Source organism: Sinomonas susongensis, from assembly GCF_005877005.1.
GTDB lineage: Bacteria > Actinomycetota > Actinomycetes > Actinomycetales > Micrococcaceae > Sinomonas > Sinomonas susongensis.
Genome location: NZ_SSNH01000005.1, coordinates 248,022 through 273,755 on the forward strand (window position 1 = coordinate 248,022; position 25,734 = coordinate 273,755).

Annotated in this window: 19 protein-coding genes; 16 read left to right on the plus strand and 3 right to left on the minus strand. The window is 70.6% G+C overall.

The window, feature by feature from the left end; genetic code table 11:
• Complete coding sequence (gene pheT / locus E6A21_RS09120; protein ID WP_138443811.1) at window positions 1–2,547, plus strand: phenylalanine--tRNA ligase subunit beta; 2,547 nt, start codon at window positions 1–3, stop codon at window positions 2,545–2,547.
• 47 nt (window positions 2,548–2,594) lie between these two features.
• Window positions 2,595–3,257 carry a 4'-phosphopantetheinyl transferase family protein gene (locus E6A21_RS09125; RefSeq protein WP_212745896.1) on the plus strand — a complete coding sequence of 221 codons (663 nt, stop codon included), beginning with the start codon at window positions 2,595–2,597 and terminating at the stop codon, window positions 3,255–3,257.
• On the opposite strand, the gene E6A21_RS09130 is transcribed toward E6A21_RS09125, so the two are convergent.
• From E6A21_RS09130 to E6A21_RS09140, 3 genes are read right to left on the minus strand one after another with little or no spacing between them, the layout of a single operon-like run.
• Window positions 3,247–4,617: a M1 family metallopeptidase gene (locus E6A21_RS09130; protein WP_138443812.1), complete on the minus strand. Its 1,371-nt coding sequence runs from the start codon at window positions 4,615–4,617 to the stop codon at window positions 3,247–3,249. The two genes, E6A21_RS09125 and E6A21_RS09130, sit on opposite strands and share 11 nt — an antisense overlap.
• Complete coding sequence (locus tag E6A21_RS09135; protein ID WP_138443813.1) at window positions 4,614–8,642, minus strand: Pls/PosA family non-ribosomal peptide synthetase; 4,029 nt, start codon at window positions 8,640–8,642, stop codon at window positions 4,614–4,616. The genes E6A21_RS09130 and E6A21_RS09135 overlap by 4 nt, the downstream gene beginning before the upstream one ends.
• Before the next feature lie 28 nt (window positions 8,643–8,670).
• On the minus strand, window positions 8,671–9,636 hold the full coding sequence (locus tag E6A21_RS09140; protein ID WP_138443814.1) for a quinone oxidoreductase family protein: 966 nt from the start codon (window positions 9,634–9,636) through the stop codon (window positions 8,671–8,673).
• A 134-nt stretch (window positions 9,637–9,770) separates the two neighbouring features.
• Between E6A21_RS09140 and argC the strand changes: the two genes are divergently transcribed.
• The 14 genes from argC (at window position 9,771) to tyrS (ending at window position 25,333) form a co-directional block, all read left to right on the plus strand.
• Window positions 9,771–10,841 (plus strand): N-acetyl-gamma-glutamyl-phosphate reductase, encoded by a 1,071-nt coding sequence (gene argC, locus E6A21_RS09145; RefSeq protein WP_138443815.1) that lies wholly within the window; start codon window positions 9,771–9,773, stop codon window positions 10,839–10,841.
• Complete coding sequence (gene argJ / locus E6A21_RS09150) at window positions 10,838–12,004, plus strand: bifunctional glutamate N-acetyltransferase/amino-acid acetyltransferase ArgJ (RefSeq protein WP_138443816.1); 1,167 nt, start codon at window positions 10,838–10,840, stop codon at window positions 12,002–12,004. The genes argC and argJ overlap by 4 nt, the downstream gene beginning before the upstream one ends.
• A 7-nt stretch (window positions 12,005–12,011) precedes the next feature.
• Window positions 12,012–13,001: an acetylglutamate kinase gene (gene argB / locus E6A21_RS09155; RefSeq protein WP_138443817.1), complete on the plus strand. Its 990-nt coding sequence runs from the start codon at window positions 12,012–12,014 to the stop codon at window positions 12,999–13,001.
• Window positions 12,998–14,365, plus strand: a complete 1,368-nt coding sequence (locus tag E6A21_RS09160) for an acetylornithine transaminase (protein WP_138443818.1) — start codon at window positions 12,998–13,000, stop codon at window positions 14,363–14,365. Before argB ends, E6A21_RS09160 begins: the two co-directional genes overlap by 4 nt.
• Window positions 14,362–15,345 (plus strand): ornithine carbamoyltransferase, encoded by a 984-nt coding sequence (argF, locus tag E6A21_RS09165; protein ID WP_138443819.1) that lies wholly within the window; start codon window positions 14,362–14,364, stop codon window positions 15,343–15,345. The genes E6A21_RS09160 and argF overlap by 4 nt, the downstream gene beginning before the upstream one ends.
• A 13-nt stretch (window positions 15,346–15,358) precedes the next feature.
• A complete protein-coding gene (locus tag E6A21_RS09170; protein WP_138443820.1) occupies window positions 15,359–15,877 on the plus strand; it encodes an arginine repressor in 519 nt (172 codons plus the stop codon).
• Window positions 15,878–15,897: 20 nt separating this feature from the next.
• Entirely contained in the window at window positions 15,898–16,383 is a 486-nt protein-coding gene (locus tag E6A21_RS09175) for an SRPBCC domain-containing protein (protein WP_212745897.1), read from the plus strand.
• 98 nt (window positions 16,384–16,481) lie between these two features.
• Window positions 16,482–17,687, plus strand: coding sequence for an argininosuccinate synthase (locus tag E6A21_RS09180; protein WP_138443821.1), 1,206 nt, complete (start codon window positions 16,482–16,484; stop codon window positions 17,685–17,687).
• 5 nt (window positions 17,688–17,692) lie between these two features.
• Window positions 17,693–19,117: an argininosuccinate lyase gene (gene argH, locus E6A21_RS09185; protein ID WP_138443822.1), complete on the plus strand. Its 1,425-nt coding sequence runs from the start codon at window positions 17,693–17,695 to the stop codon at window positions 19,115–19,117.
• Window positions 19,118–19,168: 51 nt separating this feature from the next.
• Window positions 19,169–19,915 carry a maleylpyruvate isomerase family mycothiol-dependent enzyme gene (locus E6A21_RS09190; protein ID WP_138443823.1) on the plus strand — a complete coding sequence of 249 codons (747 nt, stop codon included), beginning with the start codon at window positions 19,169–19,171 and terminating at the stop codon, window positions 19,913–19,915.
• Between the two features lie 16 nt (window positions 19,916–19,931).
• Entirely contained in the window at window positions 19,932–20,591 is a 660-nt protein-coding gene (locus E6A21_RS09195; protein WP_138443824.1) for a DNA-3-methyladenine glycosylase, read from the plus strand.
• A gap of 459 nt (window positions 20,592–21,050) precedes the next feature.
• The gene (locus E6A21_RS09205) at window positions 21,051–21,602 is read left to right on the plus strand and encodes an adenine phosphoribosyltransferase (protein ID WP_246036307.1); all 552 of its coding nucleotides are present in this window, start codon (window positions 21,051–21,053) and stop codon (window positions 21,600–21,602) included.
• Between the two features lie 153 nt (window positions 21,603–21,755).
• Complete coding sequence (locus E6A21_RS09210) at window positions 21,756–24,008, plus strand: HelD family protein (RefSeq protein ID WP_138443866.1); 2,253 nt, start codon at window positions 21,756–21,758, stop codon at window positions 24,006–24,008.
• Between the two features lie 17 nt (window positions 24,009–24,025).
• Window positions 24,026–25,333: a tyrosine--tRNA ligase gene (gene tyrS, locus E6A21_RS09215; RefSeq protein ID WP_138443825.1), complete on the plus strand. Its 1,308-nt coding sequence runs from the start codon at window positions 24,026–24,028 to the stop codon at window positions 25,331–25,333.
• The last annotated feature ends 401 nt before the right edge of the window (window positions 25,334–25,734 follow it).

Here is a 25,734-nt window from a genome sequence, read left to right on the forward strand (position 1 = left end):
ATGCGAATCCCCCTTTCCTGGCTGCGCGAATACACGCAGCTCCCGGCGGACGAGACCGCCGAAGACCTCATGGCGGACCTCGTCTCGGTCGGGCTCGAGGAGGAGGCCGTCCACCGGCCCTCCGAGAGCATCAGCGGGCCCATCGTGGTCGGGCAGGTCCTGAGCCTCGTCAAGGAGCCGCAGACCAACGGCAAGACCATCAACTGGTGCCAGGTCCGCGTGGTCCCCGAGGGCCAGGAGCAGACCCTCACGGGCAAGGGCATCGACCCCTCGGGCGTGCAGGGCATCGTGTGCGGAGCCCACAACTTCGTCGAGGGCGACAAGGTCGTCGTGACGCTGCCGGGTGCGACGCTGCCCGGCGACTTCCACATCGCCGCCCGCAAGACCTACGGCCACGTTTCGGCCGGCATGATCGCTTCGGCCCGAGAGCTCGGCATCGGGGAGGACCACGACGGGATCATCGTCCTCTCGCGCCTCGGCCTCGACCCTGAGATCGGAACCGACGCGCTCGCGCTCTTCGGCCTGGACGACGAGGCTGCCGAGATCAACGTGACGCCGGACCGCAGCTACTGCTTCTCGATCCGCGGGATCGCCCGCGAGTACGCGCATGCCACGGGAACGTCGTTCGAGGACCCGGCCACGCGCGTCACGCCGCCGGCATCCCTTGAAGGCGGCTACGACGTCGTCCTCGACGACCGGGCCCCCATCCACGGCGTGCTCGGCTGCGATCGCTTCGTGGCCCGCACCGTCCGCGGGATCGATCCGACCCGCCCGACCCCTCAGTGGATGGTCTCGCGCCTCCGGCTTGCGGGCGTGCGCTCGATCTCGCTGCCGGTCGACATCTCGAACTACGTCATGTTCGAGCTCGGCCAGCCGACCCACTGCTACGACCTCGACAAGCTCACCGGAACGATCACCGTGCGCCGCGCGGAGGATGGCGAGAAGCTCGAGACCCTCGACGGGAAGGTCCGCGAGCTCGATCCCGAGGACCTGCTCATCACGGACGAGTCGGGACCGATCGGCATCGCCGGCGTCATGGGCGGCGCGTCCACCGAATGCTCCGACACGACGGTCAGCGTGCTCATCGAGTCCGCCCACTTCGACACGGTCACCGTCGGCCGCTCGCGCCGTCGGCACAAGCTGCCGTCCGAGGCATCGAAGCGCTTCGAGCGCGGCGTCGACTGGCAGGTCGCCGACGAGGCCGCCCAGCGAGTCGTCGACCTGCTGGTCGAGCTCGGCGGCGGTGTCGCGGACGAGGCCGGGACCGACGTCGGCAGCGCGCCGGCGCCCACCCGGATCCTCCTGCCCGGGACGTTCGCCTCGGAACGCATCGGCATGGAGTTCAGCGAGGAGCTCATCGCCCGGACCCTCGGCGACCTCGGGGCGGCAGTCGAACGGCGCGGCGCAGACTTCCTCGTGACGCCGCCGAGCTGGCGCCTCGACCTCGAGACCAAGGAGGACCTCTCCGAAGAGATCGCGCGGCTCGTCGGCTACGACAAGATCCCGTCGCGTCTCCCGGTTGCCCCTCCCGGTCGAGGCCTCACAAGGACCCAGCAGCAGCGCCGGCGCCTCGTGCAGGCGCTCGCCGACGCTGGGCTGACCGAGGTCCTCGCCTACCCGTTCGTCTCGGAGACGGCCAACGCGACCTTCGGTATGGCGGAGGCGGGCGCGCCGCGCCCTGCCGTCAAGCTCGCGAATCCGCTGAGCGAGGAGCTCGGCTGGCTGCGGACGTCGATGCTGCCAGGCCTCCTCGAGGTCGCCAAGCGGAACAACGCCCGTGGCCTCCGCGACCTCGCGCTGTTCGAGGCGGGACTCGTGTTCCTCCCCGAGGACGGTGCGATCGGCTCCGCCTCGATCCCCCCGCTCGGGGAGCGGCCCACCGACGACATCCTCGACGCCCTCGAGGCTGGGCTCCCGCACCAGCCGCTGCACGTCGCGGCCGTCTTCACGGGTCACGACTCGCCAGCCGCCGCGAACCACACGCCGCGGCTCTGGGACTGGTCCGACGCGATCGATATCGCGCGTCTCGTCGGGGACGTCCTCGGGGTCGATCTCGTCGTGGCCCAAGGCGCCCATCAGGCGTTCCACCCGGGACGCACGGCGCAGCTCGCCCTGCGCACAGGCGAGGTGGTCGGGTACGCCGGCGAACTCCACCCGAAGCTGCTCGCGGCGCATGACCTGCCGGCGCGCTCGGTCGTGCTCGAGCTCGATGCCGACGCACTGTTCGAGGCCGCCCCGGACGTCATCGTCGCGAAGCACATCTCGACGTTCCCCGTGGCCACCCAGGACGTCGCGCTCATCGTCGACGCCGGGATCCCGGCCGACGAGGTCAAGGACGCCCTGCGCGAGGGAGCGGGTGAGCTCCTCGAAGAGGTTCATCTCTTCGATGTGTACTCGGGTCCCGGCATCGGCGAGGGCAAGAAGTCCCTCGCCTTCGGACTCCGGTTCCGGGCCGCGGACCGCACGCTCACGGCCGACGAGGCCTCCGAGGCCAGGGCGGCCGCCGTCGAGCGCGCCGCCGAGCGCTTCGGGGCCGTCCAGCGCTGAGCCGGGCGGGACACGCTCTGCCGGCCGGCGAGTCAGCCCGGACTCCGATGATCCTGAGGACCCTGCAGCTCGGGAACGCGGAGCCTCCCTGGCCGGTGGGCGAGCCGACGGCGGGGGAGGCCCAGCGGGCCCGGGCCATGGCCGACCCTGTGAGGGCCGTGGAGTTCACGACGTCGCGGCTCGCCCTGCGGGGGCTCGTCGCGGAGGCGCTCGGGCTCGCCCCGGGGCTCGTCTTCCCGGCCTATGAGTGCCCCGAATGCGGTCGCGGCGAGCACGGCGCCCCGGGCTTCGTCGTGCTCCTCGGCGACGGGCGCGGCCGGACCCTCCCGGTTGCCGCAAGCATGTCGCGGGCCGGTGGATGGGCGCTGTTCGCGGTCGAGGTGCTGCCTGCCGAGGTGCTGCCTGCCGACTGCGCGCGTCCGGGGCTGGGCATCGACCTCGCCGCGGTCGCGGACTTCCGCCGCTCGATCCCCGATGCCGCCTTCTCCGCCGGCGAGCGCCGTCGTCTGTCCCGCGCCAGTGACCCGCCCGCCGAAGCAGCCCGCCTGTGGGCCCGCAAGGAAGCCCTGCTCAAGGCCCGGGGGGAGGGGCTTCGCACGGATCCCGCGGCCGTCGAGACCCTGGGCGACCCGCGCGTGACGGACCTTGCCGCGAAGCCGCTCGGGCTCCCCTCCGGCCTGGTGGCCGCCTTCGCCACCGTCACGCCGTGACGGTGTCGCCCTCCGGGAGGGCCGGTAGCTGCCCGGAGTACAGCCAACGGTCCAGGACGCGCGCGGCGTCGATGCCGGGGATCCCGCGGGACACACGGTCGAAGACTACGACGAGGTCCGACGTCGAGACGTTGCCGTGGCGGTACTCGGTGGCGAAGGTCCGCAGCGAGCGGAAGAAGAGCTCGTCGCCCACGGCGCAGCGCAGGGCGTGCAGCGCGAGCGCCCCCCGCTTGTACACGCGGTCGTCGAACATGAGGTGCGCGCCCGGCCGGCCGATCTCGAGATCCTGCGGCTCGTCCTTGAGGTAGCGCCAGGCCGCAGCGGCCCGTTCGGCCGCCGACCGGAGCCCCGCGCGCTCGCTCCACAGCCACTCGGCGTAGCACGCAAAGCCCTCATGGAGCCAGATGTCCTGCCAGCGCAGGACCGTCACCGAGTTGCCGAACCACTGGTGGGCGAGCTCGTGGGCGAGCAGACGCTGCGCGTCCCACGTCAGCCTGATGTGGTTCGGCCCCACGATCGAGAGCGTTTGCGACTCGAGCGGGATCTCGAGTTCGTCCTCGGTGACCACGACGGTGTAGTCGCGGAAGGGGTAGGGGCCGAACAGCTCGATGAACAGCTCCACCATCCGCAGCTGGTCCTTCAGGCCATTCCGGGCTTCGGCGAGGAGGCTGGGCGGCACCGCGGCCCGCACCCGGACGGTGCTGCCGCTCTCCGTGGGGCACGCACCGAGCTCGAGTTCCCGGTACCGCCCGATGAGCAGGGTCGCGAGATAGGGCGCCATGGGCTCGCGCTGCTCGTACACCCAGGTTTCCCGGCTCGACTTCTTGCTCTGGCCTACGAGGAGGCCGTTCGAGACGGCCCGGTAGCCCGCGTCGGTCGTCGCCGAGATCCGGAAGGACGACTTCTGGGTCGGGTGGTCGTTGCACGGGAACCAGGTCGGGGCCCCCGTCGGCTGGCCCGCCACGAGCACGCCGTCCTCGAGCTCCTCCCACCCGATCTCCCCCCAGACCCCGCGGACGGGTCGGGGCGTGCCCTCGTAGCGGACGTCGAGCTCGAAGGTGCGCCCCGCGGGGATGGGGACGCGCAGCCTGATGACGAGCTGGTCGTCGCGCTGGACGGTCTTCGCGGCCTTCGCGCCGTCGACGTAGACCTTCGAGGCCTTGAGGCCTGCGAGACTCAGGACGACGGAGTCGAGATCCTCGCGCGCCTCGGCAAGGAGGCGCGCACGGCCCTCGAGGCGGTTGCTCGAGAGTTTGACGTCGAGGTCGAGATCGTAGTGCTGGACCCGGTAGGAGTCGGTCCCGTGCCCGGGCGTGTACGGGTCGAGGAGTTCGGGGCTCTGGTTCTTCGTGGGACTCATGGCGTCGGTGCGTTCTGACTGGGCGACTCGGCCGGTGCCTCCTGGTCCGCTGCCCTCTGAGCCGGTGACTTCTCGCTCGGCGCCTTGTCGCCGGGCGCCTTCGGCTCGGCCCACGGGACGACGGGGTTGCCGCGCCAGTAGGTTCCGGCGGGGACGTGCTCGCCGCGCATGACGAGGGACGCCGGTCCGACGGTTCCGCCGCGGCCGATGGCGGCGCCCGGCAGGATCACGCCGTGCGGTCCCATCGTGGCACCCTCAGCGAGCGTCACGGCGTCGATGCTCATGATCCGGTCATGGAACAGATGCGTCTGGATCACACATCCGCGGTTCACGGTCGAGCTCGGGCCGAGTTCCACGAGGTCTGCCTCGGGCAGCCAGTAGCTTTCGCACCACGTCCCGCGGCCGATCCGCGCGCCGAGCGCCCGCAGCCACCAGACAAGCGCCGGCGTCCCCGACGCAGCCCTGGCGAACCAGGGCGCCGTGACCGATTCGACAAACGTGTCCACGACCTCGTTGCGCCACACGAACGAGCTCCAGAGGGGATGCTCTCCCGCGCGGATCCGGCCGACGAGGACCCACTTGGCCGCGACCGCCGCGGTCGCAGCGACGGCACCGGCAACGAGCATGACGGCCCCGCACAGGAGGGCCGCACCGGCGTAGCCCAAGGTTGCCGTGAGCCAGTCGAGGGCGGCGAGGACACCGACGGCGATCGCGACCGTGAGCATGATCGGCACGATCCGGCACAGCTCCCAGAAGCCCCGGGCGAGCTTGAGCCTCACGGGGGGATCGAACGTGCGGCTCGTGTCGGCTTCGACGGACGTGCGCCGCAGCCGGACGGGCGGGCTGCCGAGCCAGGACGATCCGGACTTCGCCTTCTTCGGCGTCGCCGACAGCACCGCGACGAGCCCGTCCTTCGGCACGGAGCGGCCCGCGGCCGTCATGCCGGAATTACCGAGGAACGCCCGCTTGCCGACCTTCGCGGGGGCGATGCGGAGCCAGCCTCCGCCGAGCTCGTAGGAGGCGACCATCGTGTCGTCGGCGAGGAACGCGCCGTCGCCCACGGTGGTCATCTTGGGCAGGAGGAGCACGGTGGAGGCCTCGACGTTCCTGCCGATGTCGGCCCCGAGCAGCCGAAGCCACGCGGGCGTGAGGAGGCTCGCATACAGCGGGAACAGGAGGTCGCGGGCCAGGTCCAGGACCCGTTCGGTCGCCCAGACCTGCCAGCCGACCCGGCTGCGGACGGGATAAGTGCCCTCCCGGAGGCCGATTCCCAGGAGGCGTGTCGACGCGGCGACGAGGAGCAGATTCAGCACGAACCAGACGGCAGCCGCGAGCGGGGCTGCGGCGAGGAGCGAGGGGAGGGCGGCGTGGAGGCTCGCATGCCCCGCGGCGGCCCACGCGAACACGGCGCCTGCCCCAAGACCCGAGGCGTACGGAATGAGCGCGAGCACGGTGGAGGCTGCCGCGAAGGCGCCGATCCACGCGCCCTCGGCGAGCGGCGACCGGTGGGGGAGCGCCGGCCACTCAGGCTTGGCCTTCCCTACGCGCTGCGCCGGGGACCCGGCGACGCGGAGGCCGGCCTTGACCTTCCCCGAGACCGCGGAACCCGGGTCGACGACGGCGCCCGCGCCGATCTGGGCGCCCGGGAGGAGGGTGGAGCGGGAGCCGATGGTCGCCCCCGCACCGATGCGAACCCCACCCACGTAGACCCAGTCGCCGTCGATCCACCAGCCGGCCAGGTCCACCTCGGGTTCGACCGATGCCCCGTCGCCGATGGAGAGCATGCCCGTGACAGGGGGCACCGAGTGCAGCACGACGTTCCGCCCTATGGTCGCGCCGAGCGCGCGGGCGTAATAGGGGACCCATGGTGCGCTTGCGAGGCTCACGGCCTGCGAGAGGTCCGAGATCTGTTCGGCGAGCCAGAGCCTCAGGTGGACGCTTCCCGACCGCGGGTGACGGCCTGGGGCAACCCCGCGGAGGAGCAGTCGCGCCGCGCCGACGGCGATCGCCATCCGCCCGAGCGGGCTGACGAAGACGAGCCACGAGGCCGCTACCCACCACCACGAGACGGTGGGCGCTCCCACGAAGGGGCCGATAGCGGCAGGCGCCGAGGCGAGCAGGTTGTTGGCGGCCATGAGGTACGTGAGCCAGCGCATGCCGACGAGGATGAAGAGCGGGATTCCCAGGAGGGTCTGGGCGAGCTGGGTACGCCCCGAGGTCGGTGCGACAGAACGGTCGACGGCGGGCGCGGCACCTCGCGGGGCGGCACCCAGGACGGCTTCCATGAGCGCCCCGAGCCGGGGGTGCGAGTAGATGTCCGCGACCGTGACGGTCGGGTAGCGGCGGCGCAGTGCCGAGACGAGCTGGGCGGCCGCGAGGGAACCCCCGCCAGCCGCGAAGAAGTCGGCGTCGAGGCCGGACGGCTTGGTCCCCAGCACACTGCCCCACTGCTCGAAGATCCACGCGGCGTCCTCGGGCAGCTCGAGGTCCTCGTCCGCATCCTGCCCAGCGGCCGGGAGCGGCCACGGCAGCGCGTTGCGGTCGACCTTGCCGCTCGTCTTGGTCGGGAGGGATTCGACGACGGTGAGCAGGGGGACGAGGGCTGCCGGGAGGGCCTCCGCCAACCGCGTCCTTGCAGCGTCCAGGTCGGGCCGTGTCCCGTCCGCAGCCGCCAGGTACCCGACGAGGATCTGGTTCCCGGCCGCCGTCGTCCGCACTGCTGCAGCCGCGCCGGCGATGCCCGGGAGGGCTTGGAGCGCGGCGTCCACCTCGCCCAGTTCGATGCGGCGCCCGCCGAGCTTGACCTGCTCGTCGGCGCGCCCTTGGAAGATGAGGCCCTCGGGCTCGAACTTCACGAGGTCCCCGGAACGGTAGGCGCGTTCCCAGCCCAGCGGTCCAAGCGGGGCATACTTGGCGGCGTCCTTCTCCGGGTCCAGGTAGCGGGCGAGCCCGACGCCTCCGATGATGAGCTCGCCGACGCCACCCTCCGGGACCGGCACGCCGTCCGGGTCGACGACGGCGAGGTCCCAGCCGTCGAGCGGCAGGCCGATGCGCACGGGGCCCTCGCCGCCGAGAGATGCGGCACACGCGACCACGGTGGCCTCGGTCGGACCGTAGGTGTTCCACACCTCACGCCCTTCCACGGCGAGCCGCTCCGCGAGCTCCGGGGGGCAGGCTTCGCCGCCGAAGATGAGGAGGCGAACGTTCTCGAGTGCTTCGGCCGGCCACAGCGCCGCGAGGGTCGGGACAGTGGAGACCACCGTGATGCCCCGTGCTACGAGCCAGGGACCGAGGTCCATCCCCGTCCGCACGAGCGAGCGCGGGGCCGGAACGAGGCACGCGCCGTGGCGCCAGGCGAGCCACATCTCCTCGCACGAGGCATCGAAGGCGACCGAGAGGCCCGCGAGCACGCGGTCCTCTGGTCCGATGGGCTCCGCCTGGAGGAACAGGCGCGCTTCGGCGTCCACGAACGCTCCAGCCGAGCGGTGCCGCACCGCGACGCCCTTGGGGGTTCCAGTGGAGCCGGACGTGAAGATGATCCACGCGTCGTCCTCGAGGCCCGGCGGGCGCGGCGCGGGGAACGGCCGGGGCCTCTTCCGGTCGACGACCATCTTGCCGTCGGCCCGCAGGATTCCGGCAACCCCGGCCTCGGCGAACACGAGCTTCGCCCGTTCGTCGGGGTCGTCGGCGTCAACCGGCACGTAGGCGGCGCCCACCATGAGGGTTGCGAGGATCGCGATGTAGAGTTCGCAGGTCCCGGAGGGGATTCGGATCCCGATCCGGTCCCCGGCGCCCAGCCCTGCCGCATGCAGCTTCCGGCCGAGGTTTCGGACCTCGGGGATGAGCTCGGCATAGCTGAGCACTCTGGACCCGTCGTCGAGCGCGGGCGCCTCGGGGAACGCGTCCGCCGTTGCGAGGAGGATCTCGATGAGAGTCCGCGCTGGCGGTGTGCGGGAGGAGCCCAGCAGCTGGGCGCGGTGCGCTGGCCCGGAAGGCCCGGCGGCGAGGGACTGGGTATCGCTCACGATTGCGATGGTGTCGTAGGTATGGCCGTCAGGGGACCAGCAGGACTTTGCCCGTCGTGGCGCGGGCCTCGAGCGCCCTGTGGGCGTCGGCCGCCTCGGAGAGCGGGAACGTCGCTCCGATCCGCACGGAGAGCGAGCCGTCCGCGGCGGCCCCGAAGACCTCCGAAGAGCGCCACAGGCGCTCCTGGGGGTTAAGCAGGTGGTGCCTGAGCGTGGGCCGGGTGAGGAAGAGCGATCCGCCGGCGTTGAGCCGCTGGGGATCCACGGGCGGCACGGGACCCGACGCGGCGCCGAACAGCACGAGGTATCCCCGCGGACGGAGGCTCGCGAGGGAGCCGTCGAACGTGTCGCGGCCGACGCCGTCGTACACGACGTCCACTCCCGCACCCCCGGTGAGCTCCCGGACGTGCTCGGAGAACTGGGAGTAGCCGAGGACGTGGTCGGCGCCGGCCTCTGAGGCGAGCTGCGCCTTCTCCTCCGTCGAGACGGTCGTGAGGACGCGTGCGCCCTTGGCCTTGAGCATTTGGATGAGGAGCAGGCCTACCCCGCCCGCGCCTGCGTGGACGAGCGCCGTCTGGCCCGGTTCGACCCTGAACGTCGAGTTGATGAGGTAATGCGCCGTCATGCCCTGGAGGGGGAGGGCGGCAGCTGTCTCGAGGTCGAGGCCCTCGGGGACGGGGAGCGCCTTGTCGGCGTCCACGAGCGTGTACTCGGCGTAGGCGTGCTCGCCCTCGGCCGTGACCACCCTGTCCCCGACTGCATAGCCTTCGACGCCTTCGCCCACTTCCTCGACCGTGCCAGACGCTTCGCCTCCCGGGACGAAGGGGAACGGCACGTTGTAGATGCCCTGGCGCTGGTAGGTCTCGATGAAGTTGACGCCGATCGCGGCGACTCTGACCAGAAGCTGGCCGGCGCCCGGCTGAGGCCTCTCGACCTCCTGCTCGACCAGGACTTCGGGTCCGCCCGGCTCGACGGCGACGATGGCTTTCATCATGGAGTCTTCCTCTTCCCAGCGTTTCCAGCGTTGCTTCACGAGTTCTCGTCCGCACCCATCCTAAGGAGAGCGCTCGCCGATTCTTGCATGCATAAATATTGATAGAACTGCATAAGTTTGCCTATAGTGGCAGGGTGACTATTACCGCAGCAGTGTCCGGAGCCAGCGGCTACGCCGGGGGAGAGGTCCTCCGCCTGCTGGCCAACCACCCTGACATCGAGATCGGGGCCATCACCGCGCACAGCAGCGCGGGACGCCGTCTGGGCGAACTTCAGCCGCATCTCCTGACCCTCGCGGACCGGACCGTCACCGAAACCACGGCAGAGAACCTGGCCGGCCACGACGTCGTGTTCCTCGCACTCCCGCATGGCGCCTCGGCCGCGGTCGCCGCGCAGCTCCCCGATGACACCCTCGTGATCGACGCCGGCGCAGACCACCGGCTCGAGGACCCCGAGGCGTGGTTCAGGTTCTACCGCTCGGAGCACGCTGGCACGTGGCCCTACGGGCTTCCGGAGCTTCCGCTGGGCGGCGGCCAGAGGCAGCGCGAGAAGCTCCGGGGTGCGCGCCGGATCGCCGTCCCCGGCTGCTACCCGACTTCCGCGCTGCTGGCGCTCGTGCCCGGCTTCGCCGCGGGGCTCCTCGAGCCGAACGACGTCGTCATCGTCTCTGCCTCCGGAACCTCCGGCGCGGGCAAGTCCGTGAAGCCGCACCTGCTCGGCTCCGAGGTCATGGGCTCGATGAGCCCGTACGGCGTGGGCGGCGGCCACCGGCACACGCCCGAGATCGAGCAGGGACTCTCGAACGCAGCGGGAGAAGCCGTCACCGTCTCGTTCACGCCGACCCTCGCGCCCATGAGCCGGGGCATCCTCACGACGGCGACGGCCCGCGTCAGGGCCGAAGCCGTGAAGGGCACGGACGCCGGTTCGACGTACGAGGCGCTGCGGGCCGCGTGGACCGACGCCTACCGCGACGAGGCCTTCATCCACGTCCTGCCCGAGGGCCAGTGGCCCGCGACGCAGATGGTCCTCGGCTCGAACAACGCCGCCATCCAGCTCGCGTTCGACGAGCATGCGGGCCGCGTCATCGTGAGTTCCGTGATCGACAATCTCACCAAGGGCACCGCGGGTGGCGCGGTGCAGTCCATGAACATCGCGCTGGGGCTCCCGGAGGGCGCCGGCCTCGCACAGCTGGGAGTCGCCCCGTGACCATCACCGCACCCAAGGGTTTCCGGGCCGCCGGCGTGACTGCCGGAATCAAGGCGTCGGGCAAGCCCGATATGGCCCTGGTCGTGAACGACGGGCCCGACAGGCACGCCGCTGCCGTCTTCACCTCGAACCGGGTTGCGGCGGCGCCCGTCCGCTGGTCCCGCCAGGCCATCACCGACGGCCGCGCGGACGCCGTCATCCTCAACTCGGGTGGAGCCAACGCGTGCACCGGCCCGCAGGGCTTCCAGAACGCCCACGGGACCGCCGAGAAGACGGCCGACGTGCTGGGCATCTCGGCCGCCGACGTCGTCGTCTGCTCGACCGGGCTCATCGGCGAGCAGCTCCCGATGGACAAGGTGCTCGCGGGCGTCGACGCAGCCGCCGCGGCGCTCGCGGACGACGGCGGGCACGCGGCCGCCGTCGCCATCATGACGACCGACACGGTGCCCAAGGAAGCCGTCTTCACCGGCACTGACGAGGCGGGGACCGCCTACACCATCGGCGGCATCGCCAAGGGCGCCGGGATGCTCGCGCCGGGCCTCGCGACGATGCTCGTGGTCCTCACGACCGACGCCGCGACGGCACCCGGGATGCTCGACGCCGCGCTCCGGGATGCCACGCGGGTCACCTTCGACCGCGCCGACTCGGACGGCTGCATGTCGACCAACGACACCGTGGTGCTGCTCGCCTCCGGCGCGTCCGGGGCCGTGCCCGCCGCCGCGGACTTCACCGCCGGACTCACCCAGGTCTGCGCCGAGCTCGCGCGCAAGCTCATCGGCGACGCCGAGGGCGCGAGCCACGACATCGCGATCCGCGCGTTCAACGCGGCCTCCGAGAGCGACGCCGAAGTGGTCGCGCGCGCCGTCGCCCGCTCGAACCTCTTCAAGACCGCGATCTTCGGCAAGGACCCGAACTGGGGCCGCGTCCTCTCGGCCGTCGGCACGACCGACGCGGTCTTCGACCCGGACGAGCTAGGCGTCTCCATCAACGGAGTGCAGGTGTGCCGGAAGGGCGGGATCGGGGAGGACCGTTCGCTCGTCGACCTCGAGCCCCGAGAGGTGCTCGTAGAGATCGACCTCCAGGCCGGGGATGCCGAGGCGACGATCCTGACCAATGACCTCACGCACGACTACGTGCACGAGAACAGCGCCTACTCGAGCTGAGGCCCGCATGACAGAGGCAGGACCCAACACCAATATCCGGCTGGCCATGGACAAGGCGGCAACCCTCATCGAGGCGCTCCCGTGGATCCAGAAGTTCGCGGGCAGCACGATGGTCGTCAAGTACGGCGGCAACGCGATGGTGAACGAAGGGCTCCGGCGTGCATTCGCCGAGGACATCGTATTCCTCCACCACGTCGGGATCCGGCCCGTCGTCGTGCACGGCGGCGGGCCCCAGATCAACCGCATGCTCGAGCGCGTGGGGATTGAGAGCGAGTTCAAGGGCGGCCTCCGCGTGACCACCCCGGAGGCGATGGACGTCGTCCGGATGGTGCTCACGGGGCAGGTCGGGCGCGAGCTCGTGGGCCTCATCAACTCCCACGGCCCGTACGCTGTGGGCCTCTCGGGCGAGGACGCGGGCCTCCTTCGCGCCGTGCGCACGGCGGCGGTCGTCGACGGCGAGGAGGTCGACCTCGGGCTCGTCGGCGAGGTGGTCGGCGTCGACCCCGCGGCGGTGCTCGACATCCTCGAGGCCGGCCGCATCCCGGTCATCTCGACCGTCGCCCCCGAGGTCGCCGGACGTGGCGCCGAGGGGGAGGCGGACGACGGCGCGGGCCCCTACCAGCCGACCGGCCAGGTCCTGAACGTCAACGCCGACACGGCGGCAGCCGCGGTCGCGGTCGCGCTCGGCGCGTCGCGGCTCGTGGTGCTCACCGACGTCGAGGGCCTCTACCGCAACTGGCCGGACAGGGATTCGCTCGTCTCGCAGATCTCGGCCTCCGAGCTGCGGGACATGCTCCCGAGCCTCGAATCGGGAATGATCCCCAAGATGAGCGCGTGCCTCAAGGCCGTGACCGAGGGCGTGGACCGCGCGGCCATCGTCGACGGCCGCAGCCCGCACACCATGCTGCTCGAGGTCTTCACCGACGCCGGTGTCGGCACACAGGTTGTACCCGATGAGGCTGGACCTCATGAAGACAAGCGCGGAGGAACCGCATGAGCACCCCCAATACCCCAGAGGCCGCCCGGACTCCGGAGGGCCGGCTGCCGGAGGCCCGGACTCCGGAGGCCCGAGAGGTTTCCGAGCTCGTGGGCGCGTCGAGCGGCGAGGCATGGCTCGCCCGCTACTCGAACTCGCTCATGGGCGTGTTCGGCACCCCACAGCGCGTGCTCGTCCGCGGCCAGGGCTGCTACGTGTGGGACGCCGACGGCAGGCAGTACCTCGACCTGCTCGGGGGGATCGCGGTCAACGCGCTGGGCCACGCGCACCCGTTCGTCACGAGTGTCATCTCGTCGCAGCTCGCGACGCTCGGGCACGTCTCCAACTTCTTCACGAGCCCCACCCAGGTCGCGCTCGCCGAGAAGCTCCTCGAGATCGCCCATGCTCCGGCCGGTTCCAAAGTGTTCTTCGCGAACTCGGGCACCGAGGCGAATGAGGCGGCGTTCAAGCTCGCACGGATGAACAAGGACACCGGCGGTGGCCAGTCGGGGGAGCGCACCAAGATCGTCGCGCTCGAGGGGGCATTCCACGGGCGCACCATGGGCGCCCTCGCCCTCACCGCCAAGAAGGCCTACCGGGAGCCGTTCGCGCCGCTGCCGGGCGGCGTCGTCCACGTACCGTTCGGCGACCTCGACGCGCTCCGCGCCGCCGTGGACGAGACCACCCAAGCGCTCTTCCTCGAGCCGATCCAGGGCGAGGCGGGCGTCATTCCGCTTCCGGGCGGATACCTCGAGGAGGCGCGCAGGATCACCCGGGACGCCGGCGCCCTCCTCATCGTCGACGAGGTCCAGACGGGCATCGGCAGGACGGGATCGTGGCTCGCAATCGACGGGTCCGGGGTCGTGCCCGACGCCGTGACCCTCGCGAAGGGCCTCGGCGGCGGGTTCCCGATCGGCGCGCTCATCACGTACGGCCCCGAGAACAGCGCCCTCCTCTCTGCCGGCCAGCACGGGACGACGTTCGGCGGCAACCCCGTCGCGACGGCTGCCGCGCTCGCGACGCTCCACACGATCGAGACCCAGAGCGTGCTCGAGCACGTCCTGTCCGTGGGCGAGCACGTCAGGGCCGGGCTCGCGAGCCTGCCGGAGGTCGCCGAGGTGCGCGGACGCGGCCTCCTCGTGGGCTTCGACCTCACGGGCCCCGGAGGGGACGCGGCAGCAGTCCCCGAGGACGCGAACCTGGCCGCCGCCGTCGTGAACGCGGCCCTCGCCGCGGGCTTCATCGTGAACGCACCAGGTCCGCGAACCATCCGGCTCGCCCCGCCGCTCATCCTCACCGCCGATCAGGCGGACACGTTCCTGGCCGCGCTGCCGAGCCTCGTGGAGGCCGCCGCGTCCGCACTCACGCAGAAGGATCACTCATGACAGCACAAGCCCCAGGGCCAGTCCGCCACTTCCTCAAGGACACCGATCTGAGCCCGGCCGAGCAGGCCGAAGTCCTCGACCTCGCGCTGCGGCTCAAGGCCGCGCCGTACTCGCTCCAGCCGCTCGCGGGCCCGGGCAGCGCCCGCAAGACGGTCGCCGTCATCTTCGACAAGACGTCGACGCGGACCCGCGTCTCCTTCTCGGCCGGGATCTCCGACCTCGGCGGTGCCCCGCTCGTCATCAACCCCGGGGAGAGCCAGATCGGCCACAAGGAGTCCGTCGAGGACACCGCCCGCGTGCTCGAGCGCATGGTCGCGGCGATCGTCTGGCGCACGGGCCCCCACCAGGGCCTCGTCGACATGGCAGCCCATTCGCGTGTCCCGGTCGTGAACGCGCTCTGCGACGACTACCACCCGTGCCAGCTCCTCGCGGACCTCCTCACCGTCCGCGAGCACAAGGGGAAGCTCGCGGGGCTCTCGATGGCGTATCTGGGCGACGCGGCCAACAACATGGCGAACTCCTACCTGCTCGCGGGCGTCACGGCAGGCATGCACGTCCGGATCGCAGGGCCCGAGGGCTACCTTCCAGCCCCCGAGGTTGTCGCGGAGGCCGAGGCCGTCGCCGGGGAGACCGGCGGCTCGGTGCTCGTGACGGCCGATCCCGCGGCGGCTCTCGAGGGCGCTGACGTGGTCGCGACCGATACGTGGGTCTCAATGGGCCAGGAGGCCGAGAAGGAAGCCCGCATGACCCTCTTCCGCGACTACAGCATCAACGCGGCGGCCATGGGCCTCGCGGCCGAGGACGCCGTCTTCCTCCACTGCCTCCCGGCCTACCGAGGGTATGAGGTCGCGGCCGACGTCATCGACGGCCCGCAGTCCGTCGTGTGGGACGAGGCAGAGAACCGCCTCCACGCCCAGAAGGCCCTGCTGGCATGGCTTCTCCACCGCTCCGGCTACGCCGACGTCGAGGGCCTGGACTAGTGCGGCTGACCCCATGAGCCTCGCCCCCGGACCCGCGCCACAGACGAAGGCGGCCCGCCAGGCGCGCATCCGCGCGATCCTTGCGGGCCAGCCCGTGCGCTCCCAGGCGGAGCTCGCGGCGCTCCTCGCGGACGACGGCGTGCAGGTCACCCAGGCCACGCTCTCACGCGACCTCGTCGAGATCGGCGCGGTCCGTGTACGGGGAGCAGACGGCGGGCTCGTCTACGCCGTGCGCGGCGAGGGCGGCGACCGGAGCCCCCGCATCGGGCTCGATCCCGAGGTGCTCGACGCGCGGCTCGCGAAGCTGTGCGCCGAACTCCTCGTGACTGCCGAGGCAAGCGCGAATATCGTCGTCCTCCGCACCCCTCCCGGAGCCGCCAACTTCCTGGCGCTCGCGATCGACCACTCCGCCATCCCGTCGATCCTCGGGACCCTGGCGGGCGACGACACCGTCATGATCGTCACGCGCGATGCGCTCGGCGGGGAGGCGGTTGCGGCGCGGTTCCTCGAACTCGCTTCCCACGGGGCGTGACGGGGCGGGACGATGGGGCCATGACAGCGTCCAACGAGGCAGCCTCCGGTACGACAGTGTCCCATCCCATCTCCTCAGGCCCGGCCGTCACCGACCGCATCGACAAGTCCATCGACATCGCCGCCCCGCCCGAGCGCGTCTTCGCCCTCGTCTCGGAGCCCGGCTGGTTCATCAACGACGGGGAATACCGCGCGCACGAGATCGACCGCGACGGCGACGTGAGCCTCGTGCACGACCCTGTCCACGGTGATTTCGGAATCCTCACTGTCGCCCTCGAGGCTCCGCGGCTCGTGGTCTTCCGCTGGGTGGGGGAGGGCGCAGGGTCGACGCTCCTCGAGTTCTCCGTCGAGGCGAACGACGGCGGCTCGCGGCTTCGCGTCGTCGAGACCGGCTTCGCGTCCCTGCCGGGCAGCGACGCGGACCGGCGGGCTGCCTTCGAGGGGAACAGCCAAGGGTGGGACATCGAATTGGAAGTCGCGCGGGCAGTGTGCGAGAACGCTGCATAGGTATGTAGACTTCTGAATAGTCATTCATCCAGACCCGGTCGCCCAGGCCCGGTCGTTGCACACCCTGTCGTCCAGACCAGTCACTCCAAGGAGAAAACGTGAAGGATCGCATCATCCTCGCCTACTCGGGCGGCCTCGACACCTCCGTCGCGATCGGGTGGATCGCCGACGCCACCGGCGCCGAGGTCGTCGCCGTCGCCGTCGACGTCGGGCAGGGCGGCGAGGACCTCGAGACGGTTCGCCAGCGCGCCCTCGGCTGCGGCGCCGTCGAGGCCTACGTGGCCGACGCGCGCGACGAGTTCGCCGAGGAGTACTGCATGCCGACCCTCAAGGCGAACGCGCTCTACCAGGGGCACTACCCGCTCGTCTCGGCGATCTCCCGCCCCGTCATCGTCAAGCACCTCGTCCAGGCCGCCCGCGAGTTCGGCGCGACCACCGTCGCCCACGGCTGCACCGGCAAGGGCAACGACCAGGTGCGCTTCGAGGTCGGCATCCAGACCCTCGGGCCCGACCTCAAGTGCATCGCGCCGGTCCGCGACCTCGCCCTGACCCGCGACAAGGCGATCGCGTACGCGGAGGAGAAGCACCTCCCGATCGTCACGACGAAGAAGAACCCCTACTCGATCGACCAGAACGTGTGGGGCCGCGCGATCGAGACGGGCTACCTCGAGGACATCTGGAACGCTCCGACCAAGGACATCTACGACTACACGCAGAGCCCGGAGTTCCCGCCGGCGCCCGACGAGGTCACGATCACGTTCAAGGAGGGCGTCCCGACGGCGATCGACGGCGTCGAGCACACCCCGCTGCAGATCATCCAGGAGCTCAACCGCCGGGCGGGCGCACAGGGCGTCGGCCGCATCGACGTCGTCGAGGACCGGCTCGTCGGCATCAAGAGCCGCGAGATCTACGAGGCGCCCGGCGCGATGGCCCTGATCACGGCCCACAAGCACCTCGAGGACGTCACGATCGAGCGCGAGCACGCGCGCTTCAAGGCGACGGTCGGCCAGCGCTGGTCCGAGCTCGTGTACGACGGCCAGTGGTTCTCACCGCTCAAGCGCGCCCTCGACGTCTTCATCGACGACAGCCAGAAGTACGTCTCGGGCGACATCCGCATGGTGCTGCACGCCGGCACCGCCGTGGTCAACGGCCGCCGTTCCGACACCTCGCTGTACGACTTCAGCCTCGCGACGTACGACACCGGCGACACGTTCGACCAGTCGAGCGCGAAGGGCTTCATCGACATCTGGGGCATGGCCTCCAAGGTGGCGTCGGGCCGCGACCAGCGCGTCGCGGGGGAGTAGCAGTCGTGGCTGAGCCGAAGGCCGCTACGAATCAGGGGACGCTGTGGGGCGGCCGGTTCGCCGGGGGACCGGCCGACGCCCTCGCCGCCCTGAGCAAGTCGACGCACTTCGACTGGCGGCTCGCGCGCTACGACATCGCAGGCTCCCGCGCGCATGCCCGCGTGCTCCACCAGGCGGGCCTCCTCGACGACGGGGAGCTCGCCGGGATGCTCGCAGCGCTCGACGAGCTCGACACCGACGTCACGTCGGGCGCCTACGTGCCCGCCGATTCGGACGAGGACGTGCACGGCTCCCTCGAGCGCGGCCTCATCGAACGAGCGGGCGCACAGCTCGGCGGGAAGCTGCGTGCGGGCAGGTCGCGCAACGATCAGGTGGCCACTCTCGGGCGCATGTTCCTGCGCGACCACGCGCGCCTCATCGCGCGAGGCGTGCTCGGGACCGTCGACGCGCTCGTCGCGCAGGCCGAGGCCCATCCCGAGGCAGCCATGCCGGGGCGGACGCATCTCCAGCACGCCCAGCCGGTCCTCCTGAGCCACCACCTGCTGGCCCACGCGTGGGCCCTGCTGCGCGACGTGCAGCGTCTCCAGGACTGGGACAGGCGGGCCGCCGTCTCGCCCTACGGATCGGGTGCGCTCGCGGGCTCGTCGCTCGGCCTCGATCCAGAGGCAGTCGCGTCCGATCTCGGCTTCGACTCCGCCGTCCACAATTCCATTGACGGGACCGCCTCGCGGGACGTCTTCGCGGAATTCGCGTGGGTCGCCGCCATGATCGGCGTCGACCTCTCGCGGATCAGCGAGGAGGTCATCCTGTGGGCGACGAAGGAATTCTCCTTCGTGGTGCTCGACGATGCCTTCTCGACGGGGTCGTCGATCATGCCGCAGAAGAAGAACCCGGACGTGGCCGAGCTCGCGCGGGGCAAGGCGGGCCGCCTCATCGGCGACCTCGCGGGGCTCCTCGCGACGCTCAAGGGCCTCCCGCTCGCGTACAACCGGGACCTCCAGGAGGACAAGGAGCCCGTGTTCGATGCCGCGGACACCCTCGAGCTCCTGCTCCCCGCCGTGTCCGGGATGATTGCGACGCTCTCGTTCAACACTGAGCGCATGGCGGCCCTCGCGCCGCAGGGCTTCGCCCTCGCGACGGACATCGCCGAGTGGCTCGTGCGGCAGGGTGTCCCGTTCAGGGAGGCGCACGAGCTCTCGGGCGCCGCGGTGCGGCAGGCCGAGAGCCGCGGCGTGGAGCTGTGGGACCTCACGGACGAGGAGTATGCGGCCATCAGCCCCGCCCTCACCCCGGAGGTGCGCTCGGTCCTCAGCACAGAAGGCTCGCTCGCGAGCCGGAGCGCGCAGGGCGGCACCGCGCCGTCGGCCGTCTCGCGACAGCTCGAGGCGCTCAGGGCGCAGCTGAAGGAGGTCAGGGGCTTCGCCGGCTGATCTCCTCGCGGGCTGATCCCCGTGAGGGGCTCGACTGGCTACTCTGGTGGCATGGGAACCGAAGCCGCTGCCCTTACCGATGAGCGCCTCCTGGCCGAGATCCGTTCGGCCGCCGCGGGGATCCGCCACGAGCTCGAACGCCTGACGGATGACTCCGTCGGGCAGCCCTCCGAGCTGCCCGGCTGGACCCGGGGGCACGTGTTCGCGCATCTGGCCGGCATCTGCGCTGCCGTCGCGCGGCAGGTGGAGGCTGCCCGCCGCGGAGAGAAGGTCGAGCTCTATGACGGCGGGCAGGCGGGACGCGACCAGGCCATAGAGGCGGGCGCCTACGCGACCGCCGACGAGCACCGCGAGCGTGTGGGCGCCGCGCTGGACAGGTCCATCGCGGCGCTCGCCTCGCTCGAGCCGGACGAGTGGGATGCTCCCGTGCGGTTCCGCAACGGAAACGTCCGTGATGCGGCGTTCGCGCTGTGGCGCGAGCTCGAGATCCACCACAGTGACCTCGGCACCGGCTGCACGCAGCAGGAGTGGAGCGCGGCCTTCTGCCGGCATCTGCTCGGATTCCTCGAACCGCGCGTGCCCGAGGGGGAGACGTTCGTCCTCCGGCCGCACCACGGCGAGGAGATCCGGCTCGGAGAGGGTGAGGACGGCGTCGTCCTCGCGGGCCGGCTGCAGGACCTCGCCGCGTGGCTCGCGGGACGCGAGATAGGTCGGGGCTCGGTCCGTGCCGAGCACGCAGGGGAGGCCGTTCCGCTGCCGGCCATCGGTCCGTGGCCGTCGGCGCTTGCGTCGAAGTAGGCCGGCGCGCCGGCTGATGGAGCACGAAGATCTCGTCCACTGGCTCCTGCGCGACCCTGTCGCAGTCGCCCCAGACCTTTTGGGTGCCGTCCTCACGCATACGACGGCGGAGGGCACCGTCGGCGTGCGCCTCACGGAAGTCGAGGCCTACCGGGGCCACCGGGACTCGGAGCACGCCGACCCGGGCTCCCATTCCTACAACGGGCGGACGGCCCGGAACGAGGTCATGTGGGGGCCGCCCGGTCATCTCTACGTCTACTTCACGTACGGCATGCACTACTGCGCCAACATCGTGTGCGGTCCGGCTGGCCGATCCTCCGGATGCCTGCTTCGCGCGGGGGAAGTGGTCGAGGGGGTCGAGCTGGCCCAGCGGCGCCGGGCCGCGGCCCGCAAGGAGGCTGAGCTTGCCCGCGGCCCGGCGAGGCTCGCACAGGCGCTCGGCATCAGCCGCGAACACAACGGGGCAGCGCTCGACGGCGGGGAATTCCGGCTCGTGCGGCCCAGCCGCCGGGCGCCCGCGGTCCTCAACGGCCCTCGGGTCGGGGTAGCCGGCGCTGGGGGCTCCGCCGACTATCCCTGGAGGTTCTGGCTGCCCGGCGAGCCGACCGTCTCGGCCTATCGCGCCGCGAAGCCGCGCACCCGCGCACGCGCCGCCGGCAGCGCCGTCGTCCGCTGACGGCGGGAGGGCCGCTGGGGAAGGCTGCGCCGCCAAGTTCTGCGCCGGTTGCCCCAGGTTCTGCGCCGAACTCCCCGTGCCTCTGCGCCAGTTTCCCCGGGTTCTGCGCCAGTTTCCCCGGGTTCTGCGCCGGTTTCCCCGGGTTCTGCGCCGGCTTCCCCACGTTCTGCGCCGAACTCCCCGGCTTCAGCCTTCAATCCACGGCGTGTCGCCCAGCTCTACCGGCGTGTCGGTTCGGGCAAGCGTCTGAACTTGGGGAAGCAGGTCCTGAACTTGGGGAAGCAGGTCCTGAACTTGGGGAAGCAGGTCCTGAACTTGGGGAAGCAGGTCCTGAACTTGGGGAAGCAGGGCCTGAAGTTGGGGAACTTGGGGCCTGAACTTGGGGAATCCGGCCCGCTACAGGCCGCCGTGACAGCCCGCGACGCAAGGGTGGACATGAACATTCGGTAACGTGGAACGGTGATCCGAGATACCGCCCCCGACCAAAGCGTCATCGACATCCTCAACCGGCTCTGCGCCACGGTGGAGGACTATCCGAGGCCAGGGATCACGTTCAAGGACCTGACCCCGGTCTTCGCGGACGGCGAAGGTCTGCGCGCCATGGTGGACGCACTGACCGCTCCGTTCCAGGGGCAGTTCGACCTCGTGGCGGGCGTCGAGGCGCGCGGCTTCCTCCTCGCGGCAGCGGCCGCCTATGCGACTGGCACCGGAGTCATCACGGTGCGGAAGAAGGGCAAGCTGCCGCGGCGGACCCTGTCCGAGGACTACGCCCTCGAATACGGGCACGCCACTATCGAGGTCCACGAGGACGACGTCCCGCCGGGGTCCCGCATCCTCCTGCTCGACGACGTTCTCGCCACCGGCGGCACCCTTTCGGCGGCGACTCGGCTCATGGAGCGGTCGGGCGCGCACGTCGTCGGCATCGGCGTCGTGCTGGAGCTGGCCGGGCTGGGGGGACGCGCCGCACTTGAGGGGCACGACGTCCATTCGCTTCAGCGCATCGAGCTCTAGTCGAGCAGGCCCCTCGCTGGGCTGCTCCCCTCGGCCCAGAGCCTCCGACAGACGCTCGAATGCGGTTTCCGGCATGTTCACCGGAATCGCTGTAGAATGGACGGTCCGTCATTGCAGTAGACGGCCCGTCATTGCAGTTAGGGGAACATGCCGATGCCCGACGCCGATCTGGCTCACGAACGCGACTACGTGCGCGGCCTCTACCGCCGGCTCGATGAGCTGCGCGATGAGAAGCGCAGCCAGCTCGCTTCAGTGCGCAAAGCGGGAGCAGTCGGCTCCGTGCAGAACATCTCCGAGCGCGATGCGTTCGCAGCCATGTACGAGGACCGGCTGGCGCAGCTCGATGCGGTCGAGGATCGGCTGGTCTTCGGCCGCCTTGACCTTGACGACGGCGAGGCGCAGTACATCGGCCGCATCGGCCTGAGCACGGATGACCTCCGTCGGCTCATGGTTGACTGGCGGGCGCCCGAGGCGAGCCATTTCTACCAGGCGACCGCTTTCGACAGGCAGGGGGTGCGCCGCCGCCGTCACCTCATCCTGCAGGGGCGGGACGTCAAGGCGATCGAGGACGACATCCTCGACGCGGACATGCTCGACGGCGGGCACCACCAGGGCGAGGGCGCCCTGCTCGCCGCGGTCAACTCGAAGCGCACGGGCCGCATGGCAGACATCGTGAGCACCATCCAGGCCGAGCAGGACCGCATCATCCGTGCGCCCATGCCCGGCGCGCTCGTCGTCCAGGGCGGTCCGGGCACTGGCAAGACTGCGGTTGCCCTGCACCGCGCCGCCTACCTTCTGTACAGCCATCGCAATCGCCTCAAGTCCGCAGGCGTCCTGCTTGTCGGGCCTTCGCCGTCGTTCATGAAGTACATCGAACGGGTGCTCCCCTCGCTCGGCGAGACCGGCGTCGTGATGTCAAGCCTCGGGCGGCTCCTGCCGGGCATCAATGCCGTACCGGAGGAGGATCCGCGCGTCGCGAGGCTCAAGGGCAGCAAGCGCATGGTCGACCTCATCGCGGCGGCCGTGGCGAATCGCCAGCGGATCCCGGCGGGGGATCGCATCCTCGATGTCGAGGGCCAGAAGCTCCTGCTGACGCCCCGGCAGGTCCGCCGGGCGCGCGACAAGGCGCGTGCGACGGGCAAGCCGTACAACGAGGCCCGGAACACGTTCGTCAAGATCCTGCTGCGCGAGCTCACCGAGCAGCTCCAGTCGAAGCTCGAGGCCTCGAGCGTGGGGAACAACGCCGACCGCTCGTATCTGGCCGAGGACGTGCGCCAGTCGCGGGACGTGCGCGTCGCGCTCAACCTCTGCTGGATGCCCATGACGGCCCAGAAGCTCCTCACCGAGCTGTTCTCGCGGCGCGCGATCCTCGACACGGTCGCGAGCGGGCTGAACTCCGAGGAGCGCGACCTCCTCGAGCGCCCCGCCGACCAGCCTTGGACGGAAGCGGACATACCGCTCCTCGACGAGGCGGCCGAACTGCTCGGGGAGCCGGACGCCGCGGGCAGCGCGGAGGCCGGCCGGCGCGAAGCCGAACGACGGCGTGATCTCGAGAATGCCGAGCGGACTCTCGCGAACCTGAACAACGCGCTGCGGGAACAGGGGGTCGACGGCGTCGTGAGCGCGGAGGACCTCGCGGACTTCCAGCAGGCCCCCGAGGCGCGGCTCACGGCGGCGGAGCGTGCAGTGGGGGACCGCACGTGGGCGTACGGCCACATCATCGTCGACGAGGCGCAGGAGCTCTCCTATATGCAGTGGCGGCTGCTCGTGCGCCGGTGCCCGCTCAAGTCCTTCACGATCGTGGGGGACATCGCCCAGACGAGCTCTGCGGCCGGCGCTTCCTCGTGGAGCGCGGCGCTCACCCCGTTCTTCGGGGACCGCTGGCAGCTTGAGGAGCTCACGGTGAACTACCGGACTCCCAGCCAGATCGCGGAGTCCGCGGCGCGCATGGCCGCGGCGGCCGGCCTGACTGTGTCCGCGCCCAAGGCCGTGCGGGAAGGCCTCTGGCCGCCGATCGTCGATCGCGTGGAGGCGGGCGCCGTCGTCGAACGCTTGGTTGCCGTCATGCCGGAGGAGCTCGAGGCGGCCGACGGCGGTCTGGTCGCCGTGATCGCGCCCGAGGAGTTCGTGGAGGGCGCGCGCAGTGCGCTGCGCGAGGTCTACGGCTCCCGCGTGGGTGCTGGGGCAGGGAGCTTCGATCAGGACATCGTCGTGATCGATCCGCGCGAGGCCAAGGGGCTCGAATTCGACGGCGTGATCGTCCTCGAACCGAGCCGTCTCGTCGACGAGCATCACGGCCGCGTCGGGGATCTGTACGTCGCCATGACCCGCGCTACTCAGCGCCTCCGGCTCATCGCCGCGGACCCTCTGCCCGCGGGAATCGAAGCCCAATTCGCCGATGCCTGACTGATACCGTAGAAGCCGTGCCGCAGACAGTACTCGATACGCAGAAGAACGATCCGAGCTTCCCGAACATCTGGCAGGAGCTCAAGTGGCGTGGCCTCGTCCACGTCTCGACCGACGAGGCCGAGCTCGAGGCCCTCCTCTCGGGAGATCCGATCACGTACTACTGCGGCTTCGACCCGACGGCCCCCAGCCTCCACCTCGGCAACCTGGTCCAACTCCTCCTGCTGCGGCGCCTCCAGCTGGCCGGTCACCGCCCGCTGGGGCTCGTCGGCGGCTCGACAGGGCTCATCGGGGACCCGCGTCCGACGGCGGAGCGCACCCTCAACACGAAGGACACCGTCGCGGAGTGGGTCGGCTACCTCAGGGCGCAGGTGCAGCGGTTCCTGAGCTTCGAGGGTGAGAACGCTGCGCGCATGGTCAACAACCTCGACTGGACGGCCCCTCTCAGCGCGATCGACTTCCTGCGGGAGATCGGCAAGCACTTCCGCGTGGGGACGATGCTCCGCAAGGATGCGGTTGCCTCCCGACTCGCTTCCGACGAGGGCATCTCGTACACCGAGTTCAGCTACCAGATCCTCCAGGGGATGGACTACCTCGAGCTGTTCCGGGCCTACGACTGCGTCCTGCAGACGGGCGGCTCCGACCAGTGGGGGAACCTGACGAGCGGAACGGAGCTGATCCGCAAGGTGGAGGGCAAGACCGTCCACGCCTTGGGCACGCCGCTCATCACCAACGCGGACGGGACCAAGTTCGGCAAGAGCGAGGGCAACGCGATCTGGCTGGATCCGGCCATGTGCTCGCCGTACGCGTTCTACCAGTTCTGGCTCAACACGTCCGACTCTGATGTGGTCGACCGGCTCAAGGTCTTCACCTTCCTGACCCGGGCCGAGATCGAGGAGCTCGACGCCGCCGTCAGGGACCGCCCCTTCGCACGCGAGGCCCAGCGCCGGCTCGCCTTCGAGGTGACCTCGACTGTCCACGGCGTGGACGCTACGGAGAAGGTCATCGCGGCTTCGGCCGCACTCTTCGGAAACGGTGATCTCGGGGTGCTCGACGAGGGGACGCTCGAGGCGGCGACGGCCGAGCTCACGACGGCGGCGGTGACGCCCGCCCAGCTCGGGATCGTCGATCTGCTCGTCGTCACCGGGCTCTCCGACAGCAAGTCGGCCGCGCGACGGACGGTGGGAGAGGGGGGTGCCTACGTCAACAACGTCAAGGTCACCGACCCCGAGGCCGTCGTCGATTCCGGGATCGCCCTGCACGGTCGTTACTTCCTCGTCCGGCGCGGCAAGAAGAGCCTCGCGACAGCCGTCCTGACCGACTGAGTCGCGCTTCGGCGGCGACTAGCATCTCATCCGCCCAGAGTCCCGGTGCGACACGCCCGGGAGTCTGGGCGGATTTGCCGTCTCCGGGGCGGGCGTGTACCGTATTTCGAGTCGCCACCACAGAGTGGAGGCGGAAATCCTTCCCCCAACAGCCTCACGGCAAGGATCCTCGGATTCAACTCCAGGATTTGCAGTGAGGGGCGCGGGAAGGTAAATTAGAACCTCGTTCGGTTGGGAGATATCCCGGGTTGTTTGCCTGGGGGATGTACTTTCTGGGCCTGTTGTTTGAGAACTCAATAGTGTGCCATGTTTGATTCGATGCCGTTTTTTTGAATGGCTGGATTGTCTGGCCTGTGCTGCCGTTGTGGTGGTGTGGGCTGGGTTTTTTGGCTGGGATCGGG

What these genes read in the sequence shown, in the direction of transcription:
- pheT (WP_138443811.1), top strand. Translation starts at nt 1, where the DNA reads ATGCGAATCCCCCTTTCCTGGCTGCGCGAATACACGCAGCTCCCGGCG.
- E6A21_RS09125 (WP_212745896.1), top strand. Translation starts at nt 2,595, where the DNA reads ATGATCCTGAGGACCCTGCAGCTCGGGAACGCGGAGCCTCCCTGGCCG.
- E6A21_RS09130 (WP_138443812.1), bottom strand. Translation starts at nt 4,617, where the DNA reads ATGAGTCCCACGAAGAACCAGAGCCCCGAACTCCTCGACCCGTACACG.
- E6A21_RS09140 (WP_138443814.1), bottom strand. Translation starts at nt 9,636, where the DNA reads ATGATGAAAGCCATCGTCGCCGTCGAGCCGGGCGGACCCGAAGTCCTG.
- argB (WP_138443817.1), top strand. Translation starts at nt 12,012, where the DNA reads ATGACAGAGGCAGGACCCAACACCAATATCCGGCTGGCCATGGACAAG.
- E6A21_RS09160 (WP_138443818.1), top strand. Translation starts at nt 12,998, where the DNA reads ATGAGCACCCCCAATACCCCAGAGGCCGCCCGGACTCCGGAGGGCCGG.
- argF (WP_138443819.1), top strand. Translation starts at nt 14,362, where the DNA reads ATGACAGCACAAGCCCCAGGGCCAGTCCGCCACTTCCTCAAGGACACC.
- E6A21_RS09170 (WP_138443820.1), top strand. Translation starts at nt 15,359, where the DNA reads ATGAGCCTCGCCCCCGGACCCGCGCCACAGACGAAGGCGGCCCGCCAG.
- E6A21_RS09175 (WP_212745897.1), top strand. Translation starts at nt 15,898, where the DNA reads ATGACAGCGTCCAACGAGGCAGCCTCCGGTACGACAGTGTCCCATCCC.
- E6A21_RS09190 (WP_138443823.1), top strand. Translation starts at nt 19,169, where the DNA reads ATGGGAACCGAAGCCGCTGCCCTTACCGATGAGCGCCTCCTGGCCGAG.
- E6A21_RS09195 (WP_138443824.1), top strand. Translation starts at nt 19,932, where the DNA reads ATGGAGCACGAAGATCTCGTCCACTGGCTCCTGCGCGACCCTGTCGCA.
- E6A21_RS09210 (WP_138443866.1), top strand. Translation starts at nt 21,756, where the DNA reads ATGCCCGACGCCGATCTGGCTCACGAACGCGACTACGTGCGCGGCCTC.